The following is a 24,058-nucleotide window of genomic DNA, read 5'->3' on the forward strand; positions in this document are numbered from 1 at the left end:
TGTTCGCGACGCTGGTGCGCTCAGGCTGTTGCGGCGGTGGCCGACGGGTGTAGTGGCACGATCGCGCCGCTTTCGGGGCGAGTCGGGTCTCGTCCGTAGGTCGAGTCGCCCTCGGGATAGAACTGCACTGCCCAGTTGCGTAATGCGGTGAAGCCCTTGAACTCTCGCTGCGAGAGCGCAGGCGGATCCGAATAGCGCTGGTGCGACCAGATTTCGACGTCCCTGTCGAACTGGTCGATGACCAGGTCGCTCATCACCTTGCCGTACTTGGTCAACTCGGTGGCGTCTTCTTCTCCCGGCTTCTTGCCGATCCACACGGTGAACCGCACATCGCACGTCGATTCGTCGACCGGGGTGACCGCAGGCATCGTGCGGTTCTCGACCATCCCCCAGGACTTGGTGACGGAGCACCCGAGTCCCGCGTTCACGGAATAGACGCCGCTGGAGGCTGATTCGAGGGTGGCTCCCTGTTCGAACGCGATGGTGAAATCGACGTAGGAGACCGGTCCGTGGAAATCGTGCCGGGTGAACTCCGGCATAAACGGCGTCTCGTGGACGAACTTGAAATGGGCGAAGTCGACGCCGTTCTCCATGATGTACTGCGGATGGAGCTCGAGCCGCTCGTGGAACAGTGTCCCGCCGGGGATGGGTGCGTAGTAGTTGTCAGCGTCCGATGCGTCGTCGCCGAATGCGGTGAACACGTCCGGCACTTCGAAATACGGTGGGCGAGAGGCGGTGTCGAACCAGATCCACACGGCATGGTTGCGCTCGACGGCAGGGTAGCTGCGAATTCGCCTGCCTCTGTTCGGCCTCTTCTCGTACGGGATGCAGACGTTGCGACCCTGCTCGTTCCACTGCCACCCATGGAATGGGCAGACGAGGTTCTCGCCCTCGACGCGACCGCCGTACCCGAGATGTGCGCCGAGGTGCTCGCAATAGGCGTCGAACACCGAGATCTTTCCCGACGCCGAGCGCCACGCGACCATGTCGCGGGAGAAGTAGGTCATGCGGTGGACGTCGCCGACGGCGATCTCGTGCGACCAGGCGACCTGGTACCAGCCAGTCGGTTCCATCGACAGCGGGGTCTGTGCCATAGGAAGAACCGTAGAACCCTCTGTGAAAGAGTGCAAGAGGGTTCTGTGAAAGTCGGCGCGAATGGCTAGACTTTGTCGTCATGAGTGAGGCGACGACCACCCCCCGGCGCGCGAACAAGCGTGGTCAGGCCACGCGGGACAGCATGATCCGTGCAGCAATCACCGCGTTGGCGACGGGTGATCCGACGGCGGTCTCGGGTAATCGGATCGCGCGGGAGATCGGTGCGACGTGGGGTGTGGTCAAGTACCAGTTCGGCGATATCGACGGTCTGTGGGCAGCGGTTCTGCGTCACACCGCGGACCAGCGCGGCGATCTCCCGGCCAGCGTCAAACCCGACGGGACGCTGCGAGAGAGGGTGTCCGCTCTGATCGACGCGATGTTCTACGGACTCACGACGCCGGAGGCGCGGGCCATTGAGACGCTCCGCGCGGCGCTTCCGCGCGAACACGTCGAATTGGAACGCGAATTTCCCCTCACCGCAGCCGAATTGGCTTCGTGGAAGCCGAACTGGGACGCGGCGTTCGAGCGTGCATTTGCCGACCTCGACCTCGATCCAGGGAAGGTCCGGCAGATGGCCGCGCTGATCCCGGGTGCGATGCGCGGACTCATCTCGGAGCACACGTTGGGTACCTACGGCAACCTTGATGACGCTCGTGCGGGAATGTCGGGCGCTATCGTCGCCTATCTGTCAGAGTGACGCGGTGACATCGCCAGGTCCGCGTATGTGTGCTGCCCGCATCCGCATACTCGCCGCGTCGACCATCGTCGTCGCGATACTCGTGGGTGCGATCGTCGGAGGACCTGCGGTCGCGGCGCCACCGACACACGGTTCGACGGCTCCCGCACCGGGCCCGGCGACCGGACTCGGTCCGGTCGGAACGTCGCTGATGCACGGTGACCTGTGGTCGTCGGACTCGACGCCGTTCGCCGGACCGGGAAAGTCCGCGCGTCTCGCGGCGTCGTCGATTCCCGGCGGTGCCTGCGCCGCGACGTTCGTGGGACGCGATGGGATGCCGGTGTCGCTGTGTACCCAGTTCGTCGGCATAGCGCCGCTGCAGGTCGCGGTGGCGACGGTGACGCTCTTCGATCCGACGACCGCGGTGCCGATCGCACGCAAGCAGTTGACCAAGGGTGGGCTGCTCGGAGGTGTGTACGGGTATCTCGACGATCGCGATCGCGTGGTCGTCGCCGACGGGTCCGGCGCGATTCTGCGTGTGGCACATCGGCATTCGACGCAGGGGTGGCAGCTCTATATCGATGACCGCGTTGACCTGAAAGGTCATGTCCCCGCAGGCGACGCCGTCACCGCACTCGCTCCCGACTTCGCGGGCCGCGTGTGGTTCGTGACAACGCACGGCGTCGTCGGCAGGGTCGACGCCGCGCGGCGTGTGCGGTCGACGCATCTGCCCGCGGGTGAAGATCTCGGTAATGGACTCTCGGTGCGGGCGTCGGGTGTGTCGGTCATCTCGACGCACGCACTCTACGAGATGCGCGCAGGCGTCGACGGGACACCGGAGGTGGTGTGGCGTCGCGCCTATGACCGAGGCGCCGCACGTCGTCCCGGCCAGTTGACCTGGGGATCGGGCACCACGCCCACCTACTTCGGCCCCGGGGGCGACGGATGGGTTGCCATCGTCGACAACGCCTCCCGACCACAGTTGATCGTCTACGACAGCAACACCGGCTCGACGGTGTGCCGCATGCCCGCGTTCGGCAGCTCAGGACAGGGCACCGAGAACTCGCCGATGGCCTGGGGCAACTCGCTCATCATCCCCAGCACCTACGGCTACCAGTACCCGCCCATGGCCGTCAGCGGTCCGAGCGTGCCTGCCAACGCGCCCTTCGTCGGCGGATCGACACGCATCGACGTGTCCGCGGGGCAGTGCCACCGGGTGTGGGAGAACGGCGACCGCCTCGCATCGCTGCCCCGACTCTCGCGCGCCGACGGACTCATCCACGGCCTCGGTTACGGGCCCTATCGACCAGGATCGATCCAGCAGGTCGGGCCTATCGACTACATCGCCACCGATTTCGCGACGGGCGCCCGCGTACGCACGTTGCACGTCGGCGACGGACCGGTCGACGAGCCGCTCGAACTGACCGGCACCATCGCGCCCGACGGCTCGCTCTGGCAGGCGACGGTGAGTCGGATGCTGAAGATCGCGAGGCGTTGAGAAGTCGGCCGCCGGTCGTCGAGTCCCGGATGCTCAAGATCGGGCGCCGGTGACGGTGCGACAATCGTCACCATGACCGACCCTGATGAGTCCGATCGCATCCCGACGCAGGCCGAACTCGACGCCGAGGACCTGGCGGCGATCGAGCGTCGGTCGAAGGACAAGGACGAGGCGGTGCTCTATCCGTCGCGACCGACCGATCCGGGTCCGGCGCCGCGCGCGCTGACCGTCCACGCGCGCGTCGCGTTCTGGGGAGCAGCAGCCGCTGGACTGGTCGCGTTCGTCTACGGCTTCGTCAATGTCGGGACGATCAGAGGACTGCTGAGGGACCGTCTGCGCGAGGGACTCGCAACCGATCCGCGGAACGCGGCACCGGCCGACCGCATCGACCCGATGGCGAACTTCTTTCCGCCGTTCATGCTGATCATGATCGTCGTCTTCCTCGCGATCGAGTACGCGCTGCTGGTCGCCGCGGCCACGCATCACAGTCGCAACTGCCGCAACTTCTACCTCGCCGCGGTCGTCGTCAACCTGCTCTGTATCCCGATCGGGATAGATCTGCTGTTCCGCTACCCGGACGTGTGGTCGGCTCTGCCGGTCATCGGGTGGATTCAGTTCGCGCTTCTCGTGATCTCAGCGCTGTGCACGATGCAGAAGTCGGTGAACCGGTGGCTCCCGCAGTCGACGCGGATGCGCCCGACACGGATGGTGAAGGGTCGCTGATACTGCGCGGCTCCATGCGCCGACCTCGAGTGGTGTGCACCGCCTGCGGACGCGGGGGTCGGCGCAGGCGGCACACGGGCGCAGCACTGTGACGTGCTTCCACTCTCGAGTCGAGTGATGCGGAGTCGAAGTTTTGCGGAGTCGGGTGTGCGAAGAGGCGGGTTACGCGAAGAACAGCGAACCGAACGTGATGGTCGTGCTCGCCGCGAGAAGCGTGAGTATGACGATCCCCGACCTGGCGGACGCGATCAGCGGGATCGGTTCGTCGATTCCAGTCGCTGTGGCAGCGGCCGGGACATGGTCTGAATCAGCGGTCGTCGTGATCTGCGACATGAGTCTCTCCTCACTCGAATGTCGTCACGAACGAGGCGCCGCGATGAACTGACGTCGACGTTACGGACCGCCGTGACGCGTTGACCAGGGCCGCGGCAGTACTGACACCGCACGGCAACCCATGGTCACGAGAAGGTAACGGCGGCCGTGTCGAGTACGGCGGCGACGGTGACTTTCGCCTATTACGTAAATGGATGGTTAGCTAAGAAGATGACGCGCCTATCTCGACGATCCACCTACCACTCGTCGGTGTTGGCCGCCGACGATTTGTCGATGGAGGTGGTCATGCAGTTCGCGCCGGTTCGCCGTCTGTCGGACGGTGCGCTCGCTGCTGTCGAATTGCAGGTTCGAGGTCTGGCCGGAAGCGCGATGGGTACCGCAGAGGCACTGCGTCGAGCCGCACGCCTGATGGAACAGAAGGCGCCGCTCGACAAGCAGAAGATGGTGTTCGCCGACTCGCCGCAGGCGGTGGAAATCGCCGAGATCCTCCCGGTGCTCGTCGCAGTCGACATGGACTCCATCCCGCAGCACGAACTCGATGCGTTGCCGACACCGGCAGCCCTGCAGCGTCTGGTTTTCTCGGTATCGCCGGCGCAGTTGCTCAGCCGTCCGCACGAGGCGCTCGGCGCGGTGAAGGCAGCACGTAGCCGTGGCCGCGTGATCTGCGTCGACGGCATAGGTGTCGACCCGCACGCGATCTCGATGCTCCCACTCATCGAGCCCGACGTGATCATCACCGGACCCGAGTTGCTCTCGGTTGCCACGGAACCCGACATGGCCGAGGTCGCGCATGCGCTCGCCGCGCACGTCGAACGCAGCAACGCTGTTGTCGTCGCAGAAGGTGTCCACGACGAGCAGTCGCGATCGGCAGCGATGACCATCGGAGCGACATTCGGCACCGGACGGCTCTACCCGGCCGTCGCCAACCCGTCGGAGCTTCCGGCCGACGAGGTGGTGCCCTTTCCGGAGGCACCGGTGTGGTCGAGCCCAGCGCCGTCGGCCGACACCCCGTATGCACTCGCGTCGGTCATGCAGGAGCCGCGCCGCGGAACCAAACGACTTCTTGTCGAGATGAGCAAAGCGCTCGAAGCTCAGGCGGCATCTGCCGGCCAGGCGATGATCGTCGTCGGCACCTTCCAGCACGCGCAACACTTCACGGACACCACGTCACAGCGGTGGCGCGAGCTCGCAGACGTCACGGGCTTCGCCGGTGTCTACGGTGTCGGACTGTCGCACATGGTCGAGGGCAACGTCAGACACGCGCCGCTCGACGCCGCCGACGATCTCGTCAACGAGTGGACAGTCGCGATACTCGGACCTCACTTCGCCGCGCTGCTCTCGGCACGCGATCAGCACGACGATGGCCCCGACCTCGAGCGCACCTTCGACTTCGTGCAGTCGTTCGACAGGCTCACCGTGACGCAGGCGGTCCACAGCGTGCTGGCCCGTTTCAGCTGACCTTCGGCGAGTTGTGTGGGACCCAGAGGTGCACAATTGCACCCCCAGGTCCCACACAACCAGGTCCCACACAAGGCGAAACCTTTACGTCCTATGACAGGGACGCGACCTCTTTGGTGAACTCAGCCTCGTCGATGCGCGCGCTCCGACCGTCCGCGATCACCACGTCCCCGTCGACCATCACGACGTCGACTATCGAGCGTGACCCGGTGGTCAGCAGTGATGCGCCGGGGTCGCGGACCGGCAACGTCGCGTAGTCGCGGTCGAACCGGACAAGCGTGAGGTCGGCGGGCGCGCCGACGCTCACGCCGCCGATGACCTCGGGTAGACCGAGCGCCACATTCGCTCCGCCACAAGCGATGTCGAGCATCGTCTCGAAACCCATGAGGTCGGCGCGCTTGTGTGCCGCGCGTTGTAGATACGCTCCGATGCGGAACGTCTCGAGCATGTCCTGTGTGTCATTGCTCGCCGCTCCGTCGACACCGAGTCCGACGCCGACGCCGCGGTCGAGCATCGCGGGGATCGGCGCGATACCGCTACCGAGCCGCATATTCGACAACGGGTTGTGCGACACCGCAACTCCGCGTTCGGCGAGGATCGACTGTCCGACGTCGTCGAGTTCGACGCAGTGCACCGCGAGCAGCCTGTTCCACAAGAAGTCGTTGGAGTCGAGGTACTCGACCGCGCCGAGTCCCGCATGCTCGAGACACATCACATCGTCGGTCGGTGTTTCGAGCAGATGAATCATCACCGACATGTCGCGTTCCTGAGCGAACTCGCGCAGTGTGACCATCCCCGACTCGGTGACCGATCGCGGGTTCGGAATGGCAAGTGCCACAGTGATCGTCGACTCTGCAGTCTGCTCGCGCAGGTGCTCGACATGGTCGAGCACCTCGTCGAGCGGCTGCATCAGTCGTGGCTCGAATCCCCACTTGCGGGTGGCGTCTGGCCGATCGGCGACACCGCGGCCGAGAACCGCACGAATCCCGGTGTCGCGCAACGCCTGGATCACTGCGCCGTGGACCTCGGTGGACGGGTGCGGCCACATGTGCTCGACGACGGTCGTGGTGCCCGACCGAAGCATCTCCAGACTTGCCGCAACTGCCGCCGTGTACGCACGCTCGGGTGTGATGGCGACCGACTCCTCGCCGACCGCGAGTAGCCACTCCAGTAGCGGCGTGCACTCGGCGATACCGCGCATCAGCGACTGCTGCAGGTGGGTGTGCGTGTTGACGAAACCCGGAATCAGGTAGCCGCCGGTCGAAATCGATTCAGCGGCAGCAGTTGTCGACGACGCGTGAGGCGAGATCGATTCGACGACCCCGCCGACCACGCGAACATCCTGATGCTCGAGCCAGATGCCGCCCGTATACACGGCGACATCGGAGAACACCGAGCTGGAGAGCACCGAGCTCGACTGTTCTCCCGAGGTCACGTCGTCGCTCATTTGGCGAAGTTCGCCGCGATGCGCTGTGCGATGTAGTCGCCGCCGGTGATCGCCGGGTACTTGCCTGCGGCGCTCTCGATCAGGGCGTCGGTGTTGGCCTGCGCGAAGTAGGCGATGGTGTAGCGCGGGCCGGTGTACTCGCCACGACGCGGTGCGCGCACGCGATGGAAGTTCGACGGGAGCTTGTCGTCGGACCAGCGCATCAACATGTCGCCGATATTGCAGGTGATCGCCTCGTCGGACGGCTCGACGGGAGTCCACGCCTGCGTGGAGGCCTCGGCACCCGGAAGCACCTGCAGGCCGCCCTGGCCCGCACGCTGGAACAGCAGCGTCAAGGCGTCGAAATCGGTGTGAGCGCCTGCGCGCCAGACGTTCGGCTCGTCGAGCATGGCGTCGGGGAAGGCGTAGTAGTGCAGCAGGCGAAGTGTGCTCTGGTAGGTCTCGGTGCTGGGATCGTGTGCGCGAGTGAAGAACTCACGGTCGAAGCCGAGCTTCTCCGCGAAGCAGCCGAGGATGTCCATCGCGAGTTTCCAGCACTTGTGCTCGAAGTCGAGCAGCGTTGCCTGGAATCCGGCGAGTTCCTCTTCGGTCGGCCACAGTCCTTCCATGCGGGGGAGGGTGAGCTGGTAGGACTCCTTCTGATCAGGCGTGCCCACAGACGGGCGGACCTGGCTGGAGAACTCCCACCCGGCATTCTGGCCCTTCTTGAGGGGGAACTGCTCCTTGACCTCGCGGGGTAGCTCGAAGAACTTCGCCGACATCTCGAAGGCGTGGTTGACCTCGGCCATGTCGATGCCGTGGTCGACGACCTGGAAGAAGCCGATATCGGTTGCGGCGGACCAGAGTTCGTCGGCGATCTGTGCACGACGCTGCTCGAAGTCGGCAAGGCTGATGCGGCGGACCTCACGGTCGGTGGTCTCGGTGCCCACACCGCCCATCTGCGCTTCGCGATTGAGTTCTGTCATCGCGTACGAGTCGGCGGAGGCGGTAGCCGGAGTGGTGGTGTTGCTCATGGGTGTGTTCTCTCTTCACGAATGAGGTCACGTGCGCTTTTCGACGCGGTACCCGAGAGAAGGGCGGCTGCGGACGCGAACATCGGGACTCTTCCCCGTTGCTACACGTGACCTCGTGCCAGCAAGAATACGACAGCCGCGCAGAGGGCGCCACTCGAGAACGTGGCGGTCTCGCGATGTCGTGCCGCGTCAGGCGATCGGTAGTCGGAGGATCTGGTCGGGTCCGGCGTCGATCGACACCGGAATCGGGCGCATCCCGCCGCGGTAGTTGGTCGATCCGCCGGAGACGACAAGGCGTAGTCGGTGTCCCGGATCGAAACGGTGGACGAAGGCGGGGATGGTGATGGTCATCGGTACGCGGGGGTCCGATATCCGTACGGGCGCAACAAGATTACCCACGGTCGTCGACGAACCGTCGGCGCCGACGTCGACGATTCGAGCGAAAAGGACAAGTTGGTCGGCCAGTGGCGCGCCGACGTCGAGGGGCGCGGACACACGCAGGCGCAGCGTCGGCGTTCCGACGACGTCGAGCGCCGACCGCAGGGGCGCGGTGTCCCACTGGGCGTACGTGCCCGCGACGTCGCGTTCGGGAAGGCTGATGAGTCCGAGTGCGTCGGGCACGTCGTGCGTGGTGGGCAACCCCGCGGGTGGGGTGCGCAAGCGTGCGGTACCCGGGCGGGGTGGCGTGGCCAACGGCACCAATCCGGTGGCGCCGGAGAGGGCATACTGCACCCGGCTGCCGACGTCGACGCTGCCTGCCGTCGCATAGGCGGGTGTCGCAATGCCGCGGTAGTCGATCCAGTCGCGGTAGTAGGCGAACCTCGGGCCGGTTCCCGGGCCGCTGCCCTTCAGGTAGTGGTCGAGCCATCCCACTGCGCGCTGGGTGACGTATTGGGTGTCGGGGTTCGGTGTCGTGGAGGAGTAGTCGCCGGTGGCGGGCGTGCCCGAGTGTCCGCCGGAGAACCAGATCATCGCCGTCGGAACACCTTTGGCGGAAAGGCCGCGGTAGGTTGCCAACGCCTCCTGGATGTTGAACAGGGTGTCCTTCTGGCCCTGCACCAGCAGAGTCGGAATGGTGACGCGGTCGAGGAACGATGCGACCGATCCACGCCGAAATCCGTCGAGGACCGAGCGGTCGACTGTTCCGCTCGTCGCCGACCCGACGAGTGCGGAGCACACTGCGGCAGGGAAGTCGGGGCAGCCCGTCAGGCGCTGCGGTTCAACCGATGCGTGCTGCACACCGGACATCAGTCCCGCAGCAGCCAGAGACGCGCTCCAGTTGATCTTGACCGCACCCTGCGTCGGGGTGCTGACACCGACGGACTGTCCGGTGTTGTTGGGGGACAACGAGTATGAGAGATCGTTCCAGGTCACCATCGGGACGATCGCGTCGATTCGGGGATCGACCGATGCTGCCGCGAACTGGATGTGGCCGCCGTAGGAGCCGCCGATCATGCCGACACGCGGATCGTCGGATCTCCGGGTGCCGCTGTGGTCGACGCCGTCATGCACGACGGCGTCGAGTCGAGGTGCCGGCTTCGTATGTGCGGCGTCGCGGAAGGCGATGCCTGTCGCGCCACCCAGGTAGCTCACGAGGCGCGACGCTGCTGCGCCGTCGGGAATCGGACTGTCGAAAGTGATGCGACAACTCGATCCACCGAAGCCCAAGCCGGAATAGGCGAGCACGACGTAACCGCGCGAGGCGTACATCCGTGCCAGCGGTGCCTGACTGTCTTTGCTGCCACCGAAGCCGTTGGTCGTCAGCGCAGCCGGTGCGAGGTTACTCGGCGAAACACCCTGCGGAACATAGAGATCGCCGACGACGTCGCAGCGCGGGCCCGAGTCGTGAGCGGCGTCGAAGTGCAGTGTGGTGACAGTGAAGGCGTCGGACGCATGTGCCTGCGGCGCCACGGCGATCCCGACTGCCGCAAGCAGCAGTGCGAGTGTGCTGACGACGAGCGTGCGCATGAATCCCCCGATGCTTCGGACAACCCTGCGAGCATGACAGTCGGGAGCCCGCGTGCGGACCGGTTTGGCCGATCCCGAATCCATGTGCGGGGCCACGGGTGCTCCGGCACCCGATCTGATTCTGGATCTTCTCCAAATAATGGACTAATTCCAGAAACGTGGCTATGGTGGAGTCATGCAGGATCGACAGGCGCTCGTGCAGCAACTCCGTGAGGCAGGCATGCGGGTCACCGCTCCGCGCCTCGCGGTGCTCGAGGTCCTGGCGGCGCGCCCACATTCGACGGCGGACGTCGTCGCGCGTGGTGTGCGCGAGCAACTCGGCGCGGTGTCTACGCAGACCATCTACGACGTCTTGCGCTCGTGCACCGATAACGGACTGCTTCGAAGCATCGAACCTGCTGGATCTGCGGTGCGCTACGAGACGCGCACAGCAGACAATCACCACCATCTCGTCTGCCGCACGTGTGGCGAGATCGTCGACATCGACTGCGTCGTCGGACAGGCCCCCTGTCTGATTCCCGACGATGACCACGGCTACTCGATCGACGAAGCCGAGGTGACGTTCTGGGGTCAGTGCCCGAGTTGTCGAGCGGCGGCGTCGAACGTGAAACCCGCGTAATACCAACATTTTTCACACCAGCGTGTTCTCGACCGCTGCGGCCGGCCCGCCGCAGCGGAAGCAGCGAGCGAGACGACTACGTCGTCGCTCGTGAACCGACCTCAGAAGCGAACAGCCCCGTCAATGAAGGAGATTCGCACATGACACCACGTACCACCACGAACACCGGAATTCCGGTCGTAAGCGACGACGAGTCGTTGACGGCGGGAACGCAGGGACCGATCCTGCTCCACGACCACTACCTGATCGAGAAGCTCGCCCAGTTCAACCGAGAGCGCGTGCCAGAGCGAATCGTGCACGCCAAGGGTGGCGGGGCGTTCGGCGAACTGGTGATCACTGGCGACGTATCGCGCTACACCAAGGCAAAGCTGTTCCAGCCTGGCGCGAAAACCGAATCGCTCGTGCGCTTTTCGACGGTCGCGGGCGAGCAGGGCAGCCCCGATACCTGGCGCGACCCGCGCGGATTCGCGATCAAGTTCTACACCGAGGACGGCAACTACGACCTGGTGGGCAACAACACGCCGGTCTTCTTCATCAAGGATCCGATCAAGTTCCCCGACTTCATCCGTTCGCAGAAGCGACTGCCCGGTTCGGGGCTGCGCGATCACAACATGCAGTGGGACTTCTGGACGTTGCGGCCCGAAACCGCGCACCAGGTCACCTGGTTGATGGGCGATCGCGGCATTCCGAAGTCGTGGCGGCATATGGACGGATTCGGCTCGCACACCTATCAGTGGGTCAATGCCGACGGCGAACGCTTCTGGGTCAAGTACCACTTCAAGACCGACCAGGGCATCGAGTTCCTCACGCAGGCGGAGGCCGACACGTTGGCAGGCAGTGATCCCGACTATCACCGCCAGGATCTGTACGAGGCGATCGAGAACGGCGAGTTCCCGAGCTGGACGCTCAAGGTCCAGATCATGCCGGTCGACGAGGCGGAGGAGTACCGCTTCAATCCGTTCGATCTGACGAAGGTGTGGTCGCAGCAGGACTATCCGCTCATCGAAGTGGGCACCTGGACACTGAACCGCAATCCGCAGAACTTCTTCTCCGAGATCGAGCTGGCATCGTTCGAGCCGTCGAATGTCGTTCCCGGAGTGGGCTTCTCACCCGACAAGATGTTGCTCGGCCGGGTCTTTGCCTATGCGGACGCACATCGTTACCGCATCGGAACGAATTACGCTCAGTTGCCGGTCAATTCGGCGAAACGCGCAGAGGTCAACACCTACTCCAAGGAGGGTGCGATGGCATACAACTTCTCCGCTCCCGACGTTCCGGTGTACGCGCCCAACTCATTTGGTGGACCACACGCCGATCCGAGTGCTGCGGGCGACGAGGGGCTCTGGTCCTTCGACGGCGCCGCGGTGCGTGCTGGCTACATCGAGCACGCCGAGGACAGCGATTGGGCACAGGCCGGCACGATGGTGCGCGACGTACTCGACGATGCAGCACGCGAACGCCTCGTCGACAACATCGTCGGACACGTACTCGGTGGTGTCAGTGAGCCGGTTCTCTCGCGAGTCTTCGAGTACTGGCGCAACGTCGACGAGGATCTGGGCAAGAAGGTCGAATCGGGCGTCCGCGCAGGCCTGCAGAACTGAAATCTTGCTGAACATCCGCGATCTCGGAACACCACGGTCGCGAGAGCTGTTGTAAGACAAAGAAGTAGCACATCATAGGCAGTACCCAGTCACGCAGTAACTGAGTCTCAGAGGAGTACACATGGCTATCGAACCCGCTTACACCATTTCGTCCACGGCGACCGGCGGCGGCCGCGACGGCGAGGTCGTTTCCGCAAGCGGACAGATCGATCTGGACCTGCGCCCACCGAAGGAACTCGGCGGCAGCGGAGAAGGCAGCAACCCCGAGGAGCTCTTCTCGGCGGGCTACGCAGCCTGCTTCCTCGGTGCTCTGCGCGCGACCTCCAAGAACGCCGGATCGCCTGTTCCCGACGAGTCGACGGTTACCGTCACCATCGGCATCGGCAAGGACCCGGCCGACGGTGGGTTCGGACTCGTCGCCGACATCGAGACCTATATCCCGGGCGTCGACGAGGCCAAGGCGAAGGAACTCGCCGAGGGCGCACACGCCTTCTGCCCCTACTCGAAGGCCACGAAGGGCAACATCGCCCACAACCTGACGGTTCGCGTCTGAGTAACTGACGCGACCGTTGCGAGCCCGGCGCCACAGCCCGGCGTCGGGCACAACCGCAAGCCCGCCTACCGGCGGCAGCATTCAAGTCCGCCTATCGGCGGCAGCGAGAGAGTAAGGAGTCACACAATGACGAACACTCCGATCACGAGCACCCTGACCGATGAGCAGAAGACCATCACCGGCAACGCTCTGCAGCAGACCCTGGTCGATCTGATCGATCTGTCCCTGGTCGCCAAGCAGGCTCACTGGAACGTCGTCGGACGGAACTTCCGTTCGGTCCACCTCGAGCTCGACGAGCTGGTCACGGTGAGCCGCGAGTTCACCGATCAGGCCGCTGAGCGTGCGACCGCGATCGGCGTCTCGCCCGACGGTCGGGCCGAGACCGTCGCGAAGACTGCAGGCACGACCGGATTCGGCGACGGATGGACGTCCGACACCGAGGTCATCACGTCGATCGTCGAGAACCTCAAGGCTGTGATCGCCGGTCTGCGTACGCGGATCGACGAGACGGAAGAGGCCGATCCGGTCACACAGGATCTGCTGATCTCGTTCGCCGCCAAACTGGAACAACTCCACTGGATGTGGCAAGCACAGATTGCGTGAGACGCCCGCGCTGTAGCGTCTAGTGCGTGAATGATCTGGGGGTCATGGTCGGCCTTGGGCTCGTTGCAGCCACGGTCGCGACCATCGCATATGTCCGAACCCGCGAGCGCGAAGCCGATCGACTGGCTCGCGCCGCGGGTTTGGCGCGTGAATTGCGTGAGCTCGCCGACGGCGATCCGGTCCGTCTTGCGGCCGTCGAAGAGTACGAGGTCACGCTCTATCAGCGGCTGTTCTACTCATCGATCGTGACGCCGCGCTTGCGCGGCGCGGCATGGGCCCTTCTCGCGGCGGTGCTCAGTGCGGTCGGAGCCGTCGCATCGCGCGGAGACGGAGTGGTGCTCGGCGCGGTACACATCGGCGCAGTGGTGCTCGCGGTGCTCTTCGGAATCGCCGCGATCGTCTACGGCGTACTCGCACTGGTCCACGTCGCCACCACCCCGCGCGTCTCCTTCAGCGAGTCATACGACGACGCGCCGACCGGTGACGACGAGCGCACCGAGACTGCGTCGAGCGTCAGCGCACCAGAGGCAGTGTCGGAGAGTTCCGCGGCGTCGAAAAATACCGAGGCGTCGAAGAACCACGGTTAGCCCGCCTGTTGGGCGGCGAAGCGTCGGCGATAGGTGGCAGGCGAGACGCCGACCGCTGACGCGAAGTGGTGGCGCAGGAGCGTCGCCGATCCGAACCCGGCCTGCGTGGCTATCTGTTCCATCGGCAGCGACGTGGTCTCGAGTAGCCGACGCGCGTGTGCGACGCGCTGTTCGGTGAGCCATTTGTGCGGGGAGACGCCCACCTCGTCGCCGAAGCGCCTGGCGAAGGTCCGTGGCGACATGTGCATGCGGGCGGCCATCTCGTCGACCCGGACCTCGCGGTCGAGGTTCTCGACAAGCCAGTCGAGCATCTCGGCAAAGCCCTTCGAGCCGCATTCGGGGATCGGGGTGTCGACGAATTGTCGTTGACCGCCGTCCCGATGCGGCGGAACGACCATGCGACGCGCGATCAGATTGGCTGCCTCGTGCCCGATTTCCTCGCGGACGAGATGCAGCGCGGCGTCGATGCCCGCTGCGGTGCCCGCGCTTGTGGTGACCGGGCCGTCGTCGACGAACAGGACGTCGGTGTCGACTCGGGCCGCTGGAAACATGTGCGCGAGTTTCTCGCCGTAGGCCCAGTGGGTAGTACAGCGTCGGCCGTCGAGTAGTCCGGCGGCCCCCGCGACGAACGCGCCCGAGCACACCGTCAGCACCCGTCCGCCGTTGTCGACGACCGCGCGCAAGGTGTCGAGGATCTCCTCGGGGTAGTCACCACTCGTGCTGCCGCCGGGGATGGCGACGAGGTCGACGTCGCGCGCGGCGTCGAGCCCATGCGTTGCGACGATGCTCGCGCCGTTGCCGATACTCAGCGGCTCGGACGGGTCGGGTGCGCAGACGCGGAAGTCGAATGGCGGGCCACCGAGATCCGTGCGATCGAGGCCGAACACCTCGTTGAGCACGCCGAATTCAAAGAGCGCGACGTTACCGTGCAGGATCGCTGCCACCTTGCTGAGCACGCAACCAGTATGGCAGAAAATTGTCGAACGTTGGCTTTAGTGCCACTGGTGGCGGAATTTGTGCGGGCGGATCATTTCTGACATGACATTCTCAGACGTTCTCCTCCTGGTCTTTCTCGTTCTGGTCTTCGTGGTCCCCGTCGTCTACGCGGTCATCCGCGTGCACTGGGACCGAGATCTGCCCGCCATACCGTTCGGCTTCGATCACTCCGGCGGACACGGCGACTGGGCGCGCGGTTCGGTGACACCGTCAGCCGACGCCGACGCGCAACGCATCGCCGACGAGCTATCGGTGCTGCGGCTGCACCGCCGCGACTGCGCGTGACGAGCCGTATGCGATCCGGCGATCCGGGCGGGAACCTGGTTGTTACGTTGGTTGAGCACGTCGGCGCGAGTACTCTGCATCGGGGTCCCAGAGCACACGAGTCGTAGGCAATCGGGAGGGGAGTGACGCGTCGGTGGTCTCACGCGGACGAGCAGTCGCCCTCGTGGCGGCACTCATCGTGATCGCACTCCTCACCGCCGCGTCGACGGTCCCCCGTATGTCCGACGTCGCGGTCTTCGCCACCCCGGCGATCGAGCCGCAGGTCGTCGATGCGCCGAGCAGCCCCGCAGTTTCTCTGAGCAGCAAGCTATTTCGCAGTTCGAGTGACGCCGTGGTCGTCACCGACTCCGCGACGCGCGAGGACTGGAAAACTGTCGCCGAGACCGCAGCGACCCGGCATGTTCCGGTCTTCGCGGTGCGCCCCGCGACCAGTGCGGACGTCGAAGCAGAACTCCACCGACTCGGCACGCGGTCGGTCTGGGTCGTCGGTGCAGGCGAGACGGGCTTTCACTCGACGTCGCAGTTCTCGACGACGCAGGTGTCGACGCCCTCGGCCGACCTCGCCGGACTCCGTGGCAACCCGGCCCCCGACGGTCCGAGGCCCGTCGTCTTCGCGGCGGGGCCGCTCGACCCGGACCTCGCAGCCACCGCGGCGGCAGGTGGAACACGACTCGTCGGCGTCGCGGTACCGGACCCGCGCGCGAGCGGCGAATCGGTGCGGGCGCTGCGCGAGGCGCGCGGCACAGTTCCCGTGATCGCTCTGGGACGGGCGTTCGGCGACACCCCCACGTTTGCCAGGAACGTCGAGCAGGCGGTCACGCTGCCGGAGATCCCGGGCGGTGGGCAGCTCGTGGCATCCGGCAGGCGCATGGTGGCGCTGTACGGATCTCCGGGCTCGCCGTCGCTCGGGCCACTCGGCCGCCAAGGCCTCGATGCGACGATCGCACGGGTCAAGGGCATCGCGGCGCAATACCAACGGGTGAGCCGCGAACTGGTGGTGCCGGCCTTCGAGATCATCGTGACCGTCGCATCGGCGTCGCCGGGTGACGGCGGCGCCTATACCTCGATGATCGATCCCGCGCAGATTCGGCCGTGGGTCGAGGCTGCCGGCAGGGCGGGCGTCTATGTCACGCTGGATCTTCAGCCCGGACGGATGAACTTCTTGACGCAGGCCAAGCGTTACGCAGATCTACTTGCGATGCCGCATGTCGGACTCGCGCTCGACCCCGAGTGGCGGCTCAAACCCGAACAGGTGCACCTCACGCAGATCGGTTCGGTCGGGGCTGCAGAAGTGAACGCGACGTCGGACTGGCTCGCGGGCCTGACACGTGAGCATCGGCTGCCGCAGAAGTTGTTCGTGCTGCACGAGTTCGACACCGACATGCTCGCGAACCGCCAACAGATCGTGACGACGCGACCGGAGCTGCAAACCGTTATCCACGCCGACGGACACGGGATTCCCTCGGTCAAGATGGACACCTGGCGTCGAATTCTGGTCGACCTACCGCCGAACGTGGTGATGGGGTGGAAGAATTTCTACACCGAGGACACCCCGATGTTGACGCCTTCTCAGACGATGAATGTGGAGCCGCGACCATTCTTTGTGTCGTTCCAATAATCTCTTTTGCGACTGAGCTTTTCGGTTCTCTTTGTGCAGCTATGGCCGCGGCCACGCCGCGATGTCGGTACGGTCATGAGGAACCTTCAGGAGGAACACTAAGGAGTAGCCCGATGCCTTCGGACGACCGCAAGAGTGTATTCAGGACCAATCTGAGCGACTCCCTGTCGCTCCCCGTCTTCTCCCGCAGCGGCGAGGCAACCGAATTGCCGAAGTTCTCCCTGGCGAGAGATTCGATGCTGCCAGAAACGGCCTACCAGATCGTCCACGACGAAGCGATGCTCGACGGCAATGCCCGACTCAACCTGGCGACCTTCGTCACCACTTGGATGGACGATCACGCCAACCGCCTGTATGCGGAGTCGTTCGACAAGAACGAGATCGACAAGGACGAGTATCCAGCGACCGCCGCCGTCGAGGAACGCTGTTGGCGCATCATCGCAGACCTGTGGCATGCGCCTGATCCCGGGCACACCATCGGTACAGCTACCGTCGGCTCGTCCGACGCGTCTATGCTCGGCGGCTTGGCACTCAAGCGGCGATGGCAAGATGCGCGCAAAGCCGCGGGCAAGCCATTCGACAAGCCGAATCTCGTGCTCTCGAGCGCCGTGCAAGTCTGCTGGGAGAAGTTCTGCAACTATTGGGACGTCGAACCGCGATTTGTGCCCTGCACGCCCGAACACTTTGTATTCGACGGCACCGAGCTCGAGAACTACGTCGACGAGAACACCATCGGCGTGGTCGCGATAATGGGCGTCACGTTCAATGGGCTCTACGAACCGGTGAAGCAGATCTCGGCGAAACTCGACGAGATCGAGCAGAAGACCGGGCTCGATATAAAGATCCACGTCGACGCTGCGTCGGGCGGCTTCGTCGCACCCTTCTGCCAACCAGACCTCGAGTGGGATTTTCGGGTGTCGAGGGTCGCATCGATCAATGCGTCAGGTCACAAATACGGCTTGGTATATCCAGGCATTGGTTGGGCGGTGTGGCGGGACAAGGCCGCTATGCCAGAGAGCCTGATCTTCCACGTCAGCTATCTCGGTGGTGACCTGCCGACCCTTGCGCTGCCGTTCTCACGACCCGGCGCCCAGGTGCTCTTGCAGTATTACAACTTCTTGCGCCTGGGGTTCGAGGGCTATCGTGCCACGCAGCAGGAATCCCTCGATGTGGCCCAGTACATTTCGGGCGAGATCGCTGCGATGGAACCCTTTGAGCTGGTGAGCAAGGGCGACACCATCCCTGTGTTCGCCTGGCGCATCAAGGAGGGTTACACCTCGACGTGGACCCTGTACGACCTCGCTGACAGACTTCGACTTCGCGGATGGCTGGTGCCCGCGTATCCGATGGCCGACGACATGTCGAATCTGGTCCTGCAGCGCGTCGTCGTCAAGAACGGGATGAGTCACGACCTCGCGGTCGCGCTAGTGGCCGACATCAAGAGCCAGGTCAGCTACCTCGAAACCCTTGAGGCGCCGCTGCCACGCGACGGAAGCGGCCCGAACTTTCATCACTGACGGGATACTTGAGGGGTGACTGAGTCAAACGATGTCGAGACCCTCCGTACCCGCGTCCACGAGCTGATGCCACAGGCCCGCAGCGACCTCGCCGAGATGGTTGCCTTCAAATCCGTCTACGACCCCGCCGGAGAGCCCCCGCCCGACTGTGACGAGATGGTCGAGTGGCTGATTACGGCGTTCACCGAGGTCGGGGTGCACGACGTCGAAGCGCATGTGACCGCCGACGGAAGCAAGGCCGTGACCGGACACATCCCCGGACCGCCCGGTGCGCCGACCGTGCTGCTCTACTTTCACCACGACGTGCAGCCGCCGATGGACCTCAACGCGTGGAAGTCGCCCGCATGGGAGCTCACCGAACGCGACGGCCGCTGGTACGGGCGGGGTGCGGCAGATTGCAAGGGCAACATCGCCGTCCACCTCACCGCGCTGCGCGCACTCGCGGGCGAGGCCGGAGTGGACATCAAGATCATCGGCGAGGGCTCGGAGGAACAGGGCTCGGGAGGCATCGAGGACTTCGTGCCGAAGCATCCCGAATTGCTCGACGCCGACGCCATTCTCATCTGCGACTCCGGCAATTGCACTGTCGGACAACCGACTTTGACGACGAGTCTGCGTGGTGTCGCCAACGTGGTCGTGAGTGTCGAAACACTGGAATCGGCAATGCATTCGGGCATGTTCGGGGGTGCGGCTCCCGACGCCCTGGCGGCATTGATCTCGATGCTCGCGAGCTTGCGCGACGAGCACGGCAACACCACGGTCCGCGGGCTGGACGCCACACAGGAATTCGACGGCATCGACTATCCCGCAGAGAACTTCCGACGCGACGCCACTGTGCTCGACGGCGTGGATGTCGTTGGCTCCGGCCGTATTTCGGACATGGTGTGGGCGCGCCCGGCCGCAACGGTGCTCGGCATCGACTGTTCGCCGGTCGTCGGGTCGTCGGCTGCAGTGACGCCGCGTGCACGTGCACGCATCAACCTGCGGGTGCCGCCCGGCATGGACGCGAAGGTCGCACAAGACGCGCTAATCGCGCACCTCGAAGAGGTCGCGCCCTGGCACGTCAAGATCTCGGTCGAGCGCGAGGCCATCGGGGCGCCATTCTCCGGATCGACCGAGGGGCCGGCCTTCGACGCGTTGGTCGACGCGATGAGTTCCGCATACGGGCGCGACGTGGTCATGCAGGGGCAGGGCGGATCGATTCCACTGTGCACCGTGCTGCAGCAGACCTTCCCCGACGCCGAGATCATGCTGCTCGGCGTCGAAGAGCCGTCGTGTCTGATCCACGCTCCCAACGAGAGTGTCGACCCGTCGGAGATCGAGAACCTCGCCATCGCGGAGGCCTTGTTCCTGCGCGACTACGTGCGGCCGGAGTAGTCGACGACTAATCCTTCTCCCCGCTGAAGCGTTGCAGGAGTAGCCCTTTCAGTTCGGGGCGACTTGCGGCGACAAGGGTGAACGTCGCTTCGCGGGAGAGTCGGTCGGCGTCGCTTCCGACAATCAGTGCGCGGCCGCCGTCTGCTGCCACGAGCGCGGCGGCGGCGTCGACGGCCAGTTGCGCTCCGTCGGCGCGTGCGGCGAGCAACGCGTCGGCGTCGGCGAGGGACGTGTCGAGTCGGGTGCGGATCTCGCTGCCGCGCTCGCGGAGTCGTCGGGCCTGCGCGGTTGCGCCACCGCGGTCGAGCAGCGCTGTGCATCGGCGGAGGATTCCGAACGGCAGTGCGCCGTTGAGTCGGATGCCGATGTTCTGGTTGGCGAAGAAGGCGTCGAGCGCGACTCTGCTGACCACGAGTGCGTCGGGAACCGGCAGCGAATCGACGCGCAGGCTGACGGTGTGCGACGCGTTGGCCGCGGTGAGTCGCATCGGCGAGACCGTGATGGCTGCCGACATCGGGTGCGTGGGAACGATAGCGGCGATGACGTCGTCGGTGTCGACGTCGCGCGCGGAGATCTGCAGCAGGTCGATGTGGCCCCAACCGCTGACGAACGGCGCGTAGCCCGAGAAGACCCAGCCGCCGTCGGTACGCGACGCACTCATCCGTGGCGGTGTCGGCACGGCACCCGCGTAGGCGACGCCCGCGCGGGTGCGGCCGGTCACGGCGTCGTCGAGGAGTTCGGTGCGTAGGGCGTCGTTGGTGGTGCTTGCCAGCGAGATGACGACGCCGTGGTGCTGCAGCCAGGTGAACGCCGTGGAGAGGCAGCCGCTGGTGAGGACTTCGATGATCTCGATGACCTGAGTGAGTTCGAGGCCGGGTCCGCCAACCACATGCGGTGCTGCGACGCCGTACAGCCCGGCGTCGGCGAGGGCCTTCCAGTGGGAGGCCGGCACCTCTCCCGTGCGGTCGACCTCTGCTGCGTCGGGAAAGAGGAGGTCGTCGGCGATGCGGTAAGCGGCGTCGATGAGCGCGGTGGGGCTTGGCGCGGTGTCCACGCGTTCAGGGTAATCGGCCGGGCGGCGAACTCGAGCCGAGCTCGCCGTCCGGAGTGATCAGACGGCCCGGGTGATCAGACCGTGCAGAGCGGCGAGTAGTCCGAGCGGCCACCCGTGATGGGGGAGATCAGGAAGGTGCACGAGTTGAAGCCCAACGACTCCGTCTTGAGCCGCAGCATGTGCAGTTTCTCGTTGCTCACGACCTTTTCTCGGCTCAGTACGAAACCCGACAGCCGGTACGGGTCACCGACGATCGCGTACTCATAGGGGCCCTTCGGATCCTTGCCATCCGCGACCCACGCGATCACGTAATTGGGGAACGAACCGGTGTTGATCGTGTTCGGGATTCCCGGAAAAGAGACTGCCAGTGCGGCATTGCTCTTCTTGGGATCGACGACGGTCGCTTTTCCCTTGATCCCGTCGGGTTGTCCGGTGAAGCTGGTGCATTTGTTGTCGACGCCGACCGTCGTCGAGTTGATCAGCGTGTAGGTGGCGTTGGTGTCCTTGGCGCAGCGGATTCCGTAGAACGCCGGAATGGTGGCCTGCTGCCACCAGGTTCCGAGGTAGCGCTCGACGTCGAGGTTCTTCACCGGCTGGAGCGTGGTGTCGGCGCGTGCGGGCGCGAGTATCGACAGCAGCGCTGTCATGGCGGCGAGCAGTGCTGTGGCGAGTACGACGAGAATCCGGACGGGACGCTGCGTGTGCATCGGACGACTCCTGGGGTCGGGTGGGGTCATGGAACGTTGCAGGATTCGACGCCGATGACACGGCGGATTGGTTGGCGGGCCACGTCAGTCGCGCAAAGAGTGCGGTCCCGATCAGCGGCTTGCCCGTTTTCAGTCATTTTCTCGTCGACTGTCGATGCCGACCTGGGCTTTTGCCGATCGACACCGCCCCAAATGACTGGAAACGGGAATGACTGAAAACGGGCGAGCCCTTGTCCAGGGCTCGCCCGCTTTGTCGTGAGTTGGCAGGTCAGGGAGTCAGCGTGTCAGACGACGTCGGGTTGCCAGGTGGACACGGCCCAGATGACAACGATGTCGAGGACGATGATCAGGATCGCCCACCACGGGTTGTAGGGCAGCCAGAGGAACTGCGCGATGATCGAGAGGGACGCGATGATGATCGCCGAGACTCGGGCCCATCCGGAGCCGACCGCCAGGCCGCCCGCGACGATGATCGCGATGATGCCGATGATCAGATGAATCCAGCCCCACGTGGTGAGGTTGAACTTGTAGATGTAGTCGGGAGTGGCGACATAGAGGTTGTCGCCCGCGATCGCGGAGATTCCGGCGAAGACGCCGACGATGCCCGCCACGAACAGAAGTGCAGCGGCCACGACGGTGATTCCGAATGCGGTGCCTTGTTTCGCCTCGTACTTCTCGAACTCACTACTCATGTGCCCGTACCTTTCGCATTGTCGATTCTGATGAATTGGTCGCGCTGGTCGAGAGGTGATTGTTCTGGTTCGGACACTAGTGACCACAGGGGCAGATGTGTCCTTTTTGTGTGGTAGTGATGCCAAACCTTGTCTCAGAATGCGTTGTTCTGAGTCCTTCGGCGATCGCGGTGGTCGGATTGTGTTCCCGTGATTCCCGTTGCTCGCGTCGGAGTTCGCGCTGTGCGGTCGCCTGTTCGCGTTGGCTGCAATCGACACTCTGACCAGGCGATTTAGTAGCTGGGCGGTCGCGGGGGTAAGCTATCGCAGGTTGCACACGGGGTGTGGCGCAGCTTGGTAGCGCGCTTCGTTCGGGACGAAGAGGTCGTGGGTTCGAATCCCGCCACCCCGACAACGGATCTGGTTGAACCCGATCCGACAAAGCTTCTTGTGGTTGAGAAGTAGTAGCAGGCCCTGACCCGGAGTGATCCAGGTCAGGGCCTCCTCGTTTCTATGGGGCTATCGCGTTTTTCTGCGGGGCTGTCCGCCTCGAGCCGTCAGCTCGTCTCGGAGGCCAGCTGCGGCAGCGAGTGGTCTTCGTCGAATTCGGCGTCGCCGTGTGAGACCGGAGTGAGGGTCAGCAGGCTGGCCTCGGGGCGGCAGCAGAACCGCGCGGGCGCCCACGGTGAGGTGCCGAGTCCGGCGCTGACGTGCAACTTCATCGACGTGCCCCAATTCGACGGTCCCTTGACGCGGGAACGGTCGAGGTGGCAGTTGGTGACAATGGCCCCGATGCCGGGCAGGCAGAGCTGTCCGCCGTGCGTGTGGCCGGCCATCACGAGGTCGTAGCCGTCGTCGGCGAAGCGGTCGAGGACGCGCGGCTCGGGCGAGTGCGTCAATCCCAGGCGCAGGTGCGCGAGTGGGTTGGGGCGCCCTGCGATGGTGTCGTAGCGGTCGCGCTCGATGTGCGGGTCGTCGACGCCCGAAGCGACGACGCGGACCCCGGACACCTCGAGCTCGCGTACGGAGTGCGTCGCGTCGAGCCAGCCGCGCTCGATGAACGCCGCGCGCAGATCCTGCCAGGGCAGCGGGGTGCCGTGGGTGCGCTCGTGATCGGTCTTGAAGTACTTCAGCGGGTTCTTGGGGCTCGGACCGAAGTAGTCGTTGGAACCGAACACGAAAAGCCCTGGGCGCGAAAGCAATCCACCAAGCGACTGGATCACGGCAGGCACCGCGCCGGGGTGGGCGAGGTTGTCGCCCGTGTTGACGACGAGGTCAGGTTCGAGCGACTCGAGCTCAGACACCCACGCCTGCTTGAGGCGCTGGTTGGGCGTCATGTGGAGATCGCTGATGTGCAGGACGCGCAGCGGTGCGGCGCCCGGTTCGAGGACCGACATGGTGGCGTGGCGCAACGTGAAGGCGTTGCGCTCGATCACCGTCGAATAGAAGAGTCCGCCCGCGGCGAGGCCCGCCGCTGCGCCGACCGCACGCGCGGTGCGGTGCGACGCCAGTTGCTCACGGAACAGCCCCGAAGGAGTGGACGACGCGATAGACGAGATTGCGGCCCGCACCCGTAATGCGGCATCCGAGTGGACATCAGACATTCACCCAGGATACGCGCCACGGTGGTCGGCCAACCACCTCAACAGCACGCCTCGG

The 24,058-nt window shown here is 64.9% G+C and carries 23 protein-coding genes and 1 tRNA gene; 14 read left to right on the top strand and 10 right to left on the bottom strand.

The window, feature by feature from the left end; translation table 11 throughout:
• Positions 1 to 20: 20 nt before the first annotated feature.
• A complete protein-coding gene (locus RND64_RS02130; protein WP_049700541.1) occupies positions 21 to 1,094 on the bottom strand; it encodes a Rieske 2Fe-2S domain-containing protein in 1,074 nt (357 codons plus the stop codon).
• Between the two features lie 80 nt (positions 1,095 to 1,174).
• Here RND64_RS02130 and RND64_RS02135 point away from each other — a divergent pair, with 80 nt between their 5' ends.
• From RND64_RS02135 to RND64_RS02145, 3 genes are all read left to right on the top strand, one after another.
• The gene (locus tag RND64_RS02135) at positions 1,175 to 1,792 is read left to right on the top strand and encodes a TetR/AcrR family transcriptional regulator (RefSeq protein ID WP_049700542.1); all 618 of its coding nucleotides are present in this window, start codon (positions 1,175 to 1,177) and stop codon (positions 1,790 to 1,792) included.
• Positions 1,793 to 1,817: 25 nt separating this feature from the next.
• The gene (locus RND64_RS02140; protein WP_049700543.1) at positions 1,818 to 3,269 is read left to right on the top strand and encodes a hypothetical protein; all 1,452 of its coding nucleotides are present in this window, start codon (positions 1,818 to 1,820) and stop codon (positions 3,267 to 3,269) included.
• Between the two features lie 72 nt (positions 3,270 to 3,341).
• A complete protein-coding gene (locus RND64_RS02145; protein WP_049700544.1) occupies positions 3,342 to 3,992 on the top strand; it encodes a hypothetical protein in 651 nt (216 codons plus the stop codon).
• A 162-nt stretch (positions 3,993 to 4,154) separates the two neighbouring features.
• Here RND64_RS02145 and RND64_RS02150 read toward each other — a convergent pair whose 3' ends face one another.
• A complete protein-coding gene (locus RND64_RS02150) occupies positions 4,155 to 4,325 on the bottom strand; it encodes a hypothetical protein (RefSeq protein WP_197494471.1) in 171 nt (56 codons plus the stop codon).
• A gap of 285 nt (positions 4,326 to 4,610) precedes the next feature.
• Between RND64_RS02150 and RND64_RS02155 the strand changes: the two genes are divergently transcribed.
• Positions 4,611 to 5,783 (top strand): EAL domain-containing protein, encoded by a 1,173-nt coding sequence (locus RND64_RS02155; RefSeq protein ID WP_082937870.1) that lies wholly within the window; start codon positions 4,611 to 4,613, stop codon positions 5,781 to 5,783.
• A gap of 91 nt (positions 5,784 to 5,874) precedes the next feature.
• Here RND64_RS02155 and RND64_RS02160 read toward each other — a convergent pair whose 3' ends face one another.
• From RND64_RS02160 to RND64_RS02170, 3 genes are all read right to left on the bottom strand, one after another.
• Positions 5,875 to 7,230, bottom strand: a complete 1,356-nt coding sequence (locus RND64_RS02160) for an amidohydrolase family protein (RefSeq protein ID WP_290724905.1) — start codon at positions 7,228 to 7,230, stop codon at positions 5,875 to 5,877.
• Positions 7,227 to 8,243 carry an isopenicillin N synthase family dioxygenase gene (locus RND64_RS02165; protein WP_049700547.1) on the bottom strand — a complete coding sequence of 339 codons (1,017 nt, stop codon included), beginning with the start codon at positions 8,241 to 8,243 and terminating at the stop codon, positions 7,227 to 7,229. Before RND64_RS02165 ends, RND64_RS02160 begins: the two co-directional genes overlap by 4 nt.
• Before the next feature lie 189 nt (positions 8,244 to 8,432).
• A complete protein-coding gene (locus RND64_RS02170) occupies positions 8,433 to 10,211 on the bottom strand; it encodes a CocE/NonD family hydrolase (protein WP_049700548.1) in 1,779 nt (592 codons plus the stop codon).
• A 175-nt stretch (positions 10,212 to 10,386) separates the two neighbouring features.
• On the opposite strand from RND64_RS02170, the gene RND64_RS02175 reads away from it, so the two are divergent.
• The 5 genes from RND64_RS02175 (at position 10,387) to RND64_RS02195 (ending at position 14,174) form a co-directional block, all read left to right on the top strand.
• Positions 10,387 to 10,830, top strand: coding sequence for a Fur family transcriptional regulator (locus tag RND64_RS02175; protein WP_049700549.1), 444 nt, complete (start codon positions 10,387 to 10,389; stop codon positions 10,828 to 10,830).
• A 140-nt stretch (positions 10,831 to 10,970) separates the two neighbouring features.
• Positions 10,971 to 12,431, top strand: coding sequence for a catalase (locus tag RND64_RS02180; protein WP_049700550.1), 1,461 nt, complete (start codon positions 10,971 to 10,973; stop codon positions 12,429 to 12,431).
• A 121-nt stretch (positions 12,432 to 12,552) separates the two neighbouring features.
• Positions 12,553 to 12,984: an organic hydroperoxide resistance protein gene (locus RND64_RS02185; RefSeq protein ID WP_049700551.1), complete on the top strand. Its 432-nt coding sequence runs from the start codon at positions 12,553 to 12,555 to the stop codon at positions 12,982 to 12,984.
• Positions 12,985 to 13,110: 126 nt separating this feature from the next.
• A complete protein-coding gene (locus RND64_RS02190; protein ID WP_049700552.1) occupies positions 13,111 to 13,587 on the top strand; it encodes a Dps family protein in 477 nt (158 codons plus the stop codon).
• 44 nt (positions 13,588 to 13,631) lie between these two features.
• Positions 13,632 to 14,174 carry a hypothetical protein gene (locus tag RND64_RS02195; protein ID WP_049700553.1) on the top strand — a complete coding sequence of 181 codons (543 nt, stop codon included), beginning with the start codon at positions 13,632 to 13,634 and terminating at the stop codon, positions 14,172 to 14,174.
• Here RND64_RS02195 and RND64_RS02200 read toward each other — a convergent pair.
• Complete coding sequence (locus RND64_RS02200; protein ID WP_049700554.1) at positions 14,171 to 15,130, bottom strand: GlxA family transcriptional regulator; 960 nt, start codon at positions 15,128 to 15,130, stop codon at positions 14,171 to 14,173. The two genes, RND64_RS02195 and RND64_RS02200, sit on opposite strands and share 4 nt — an antisense overlap.
• Before the next feature lie 82 nt (positions 15,131 to 15,212).
• On the opposite strand from RND64_RS02200, the gene RND64_RS02205 reads away from it, so the two are divergent.
• From RND64_RS02205 to RND64_RS02220, 4 genes are all read left to right on the top strand, one after another.
• Entirely contained in the window at positions 15,213 to 15,455 is a 243-nt protein-coding gene (locus tag RND64_RS02205; protein ID WP_049700555.1) for a hypothetical protein, read from the top strand.
• 133 nt (positions 15,456 to 15,588) lie between these two features.
• The gene (locus RND64_RS02210; RefSeq protein WP_049700556.1) at positions 15,589 to 17,073 is read left to right on the top strand and encodes a hypothetical protein; all 1,485 of its coding nucleotides are present in this window, start codon (positions 15,589 to 15,591) and stop codon (positions 17,071 to 17,073) included.
• 113 nt (positions 17,074 to 17,186) lie between these two features.
• On the top strand, positions 17,187 to 18,590 hold the full coding sequence (locus RND64_RS02215; protein ID WP_290724915.1) for a glutamate decarboxylase: 1,404 nt from the start codon (positions 17,187 to 17,189) through the stop codon (positions 18,588 to 18,590).
• Positions 18,591 to 18,605: 15 nt separating this feature from the next.
• Positions 18,606 to 19,967: a dipeptidase gene (locus RND64_RS02220; RefSeq protein WP_083444461.1), complete on the top strand. Its 1,362-nt coding sequence runs from the start codon at positions 18,606 to 18,608 to the stop codon at positions 19,965 to 19,967.
• Between the two features lie 7 nt (positions 19,968 to 19,974).
• Here RND64_RS02220 and RND64_RS02225 read toward each other — a convergent pair whose 3' ends face one another.
• The 3 genes from RND64_RS02225 to RND64_RS02235 form a co-directional block, all read right to left on the bottom strand.
• A complete protein-coding gene (locus RND64_RS02225; protein WP_049700558.1) occupies positions 19,975 to 21,021 on the bottom strand; it encodes an acyl-CoA dehydrogenase family protein in 1,047 nt (348 codons plus the stop codon).
• A 74-nt stretch (positions 21,022 to 21,095) separates the two neighbouring features.
• A complete protein-coding gene (locus tag RND64_RS02230; RefSeq protein WP_049700559.1) occupies positions 21,096 to 21,728 on the bottom strand; it encodes a lipocalin family protein in 633 nt (210 codons plus the stop codon).
• Between the two features lie 284 nt (positions 21,729 to 22,012).
• A complete protein-coding gene (locus RND64_RS02235; protein WP_049700560.1) occupies positions 22,013 to 22,420 on the bottom strand; it encodes a DUF7144 family membrane protein in 408 nt (135 codons plus the stop codon).
• A 317-nt stretch (positions 22,421 to 22,737) separates the two neighbouring features.
• Here RND64_RS02235 and RND64_RS02240 point away from each other — a divergent pair.
• Positions 22,738 to 22,811, top strand: a tRNA-Pro gene (locus RND64_RS02240).
• A gap of 145 nt (positions 22,812 to 22,956) precedes the next feature.
• Here the strand turns inward: RND64_RS02240 and RND64_RS02245 are convergent.
• Positions 22,957 to 24,003, bottom strand: coding sequence for a metallophosphoesterase (locus RND64_RS02245; RefSeq protein ID WP_200903287.1), 1,047 nt, complete (start codon positions 24,001 to 24,003; stop codon positions 22,957 to 22,959).
• Between the last annotated feature and the right edge of the window lie 55 nt (positions 24,004 to 24,058).

Origin of the sequence: Gordonia sp. w5E2 (genome assembly GCF_036540975.1) — a bacterium.
In the GTDB taxonomy this organism is placed as follows: Bacteria; Actinomycetota; Actinomycetes; order Mycobacteriales; family Mycobacteriaceae; genus Gordonia; species Gordonia jacobaea.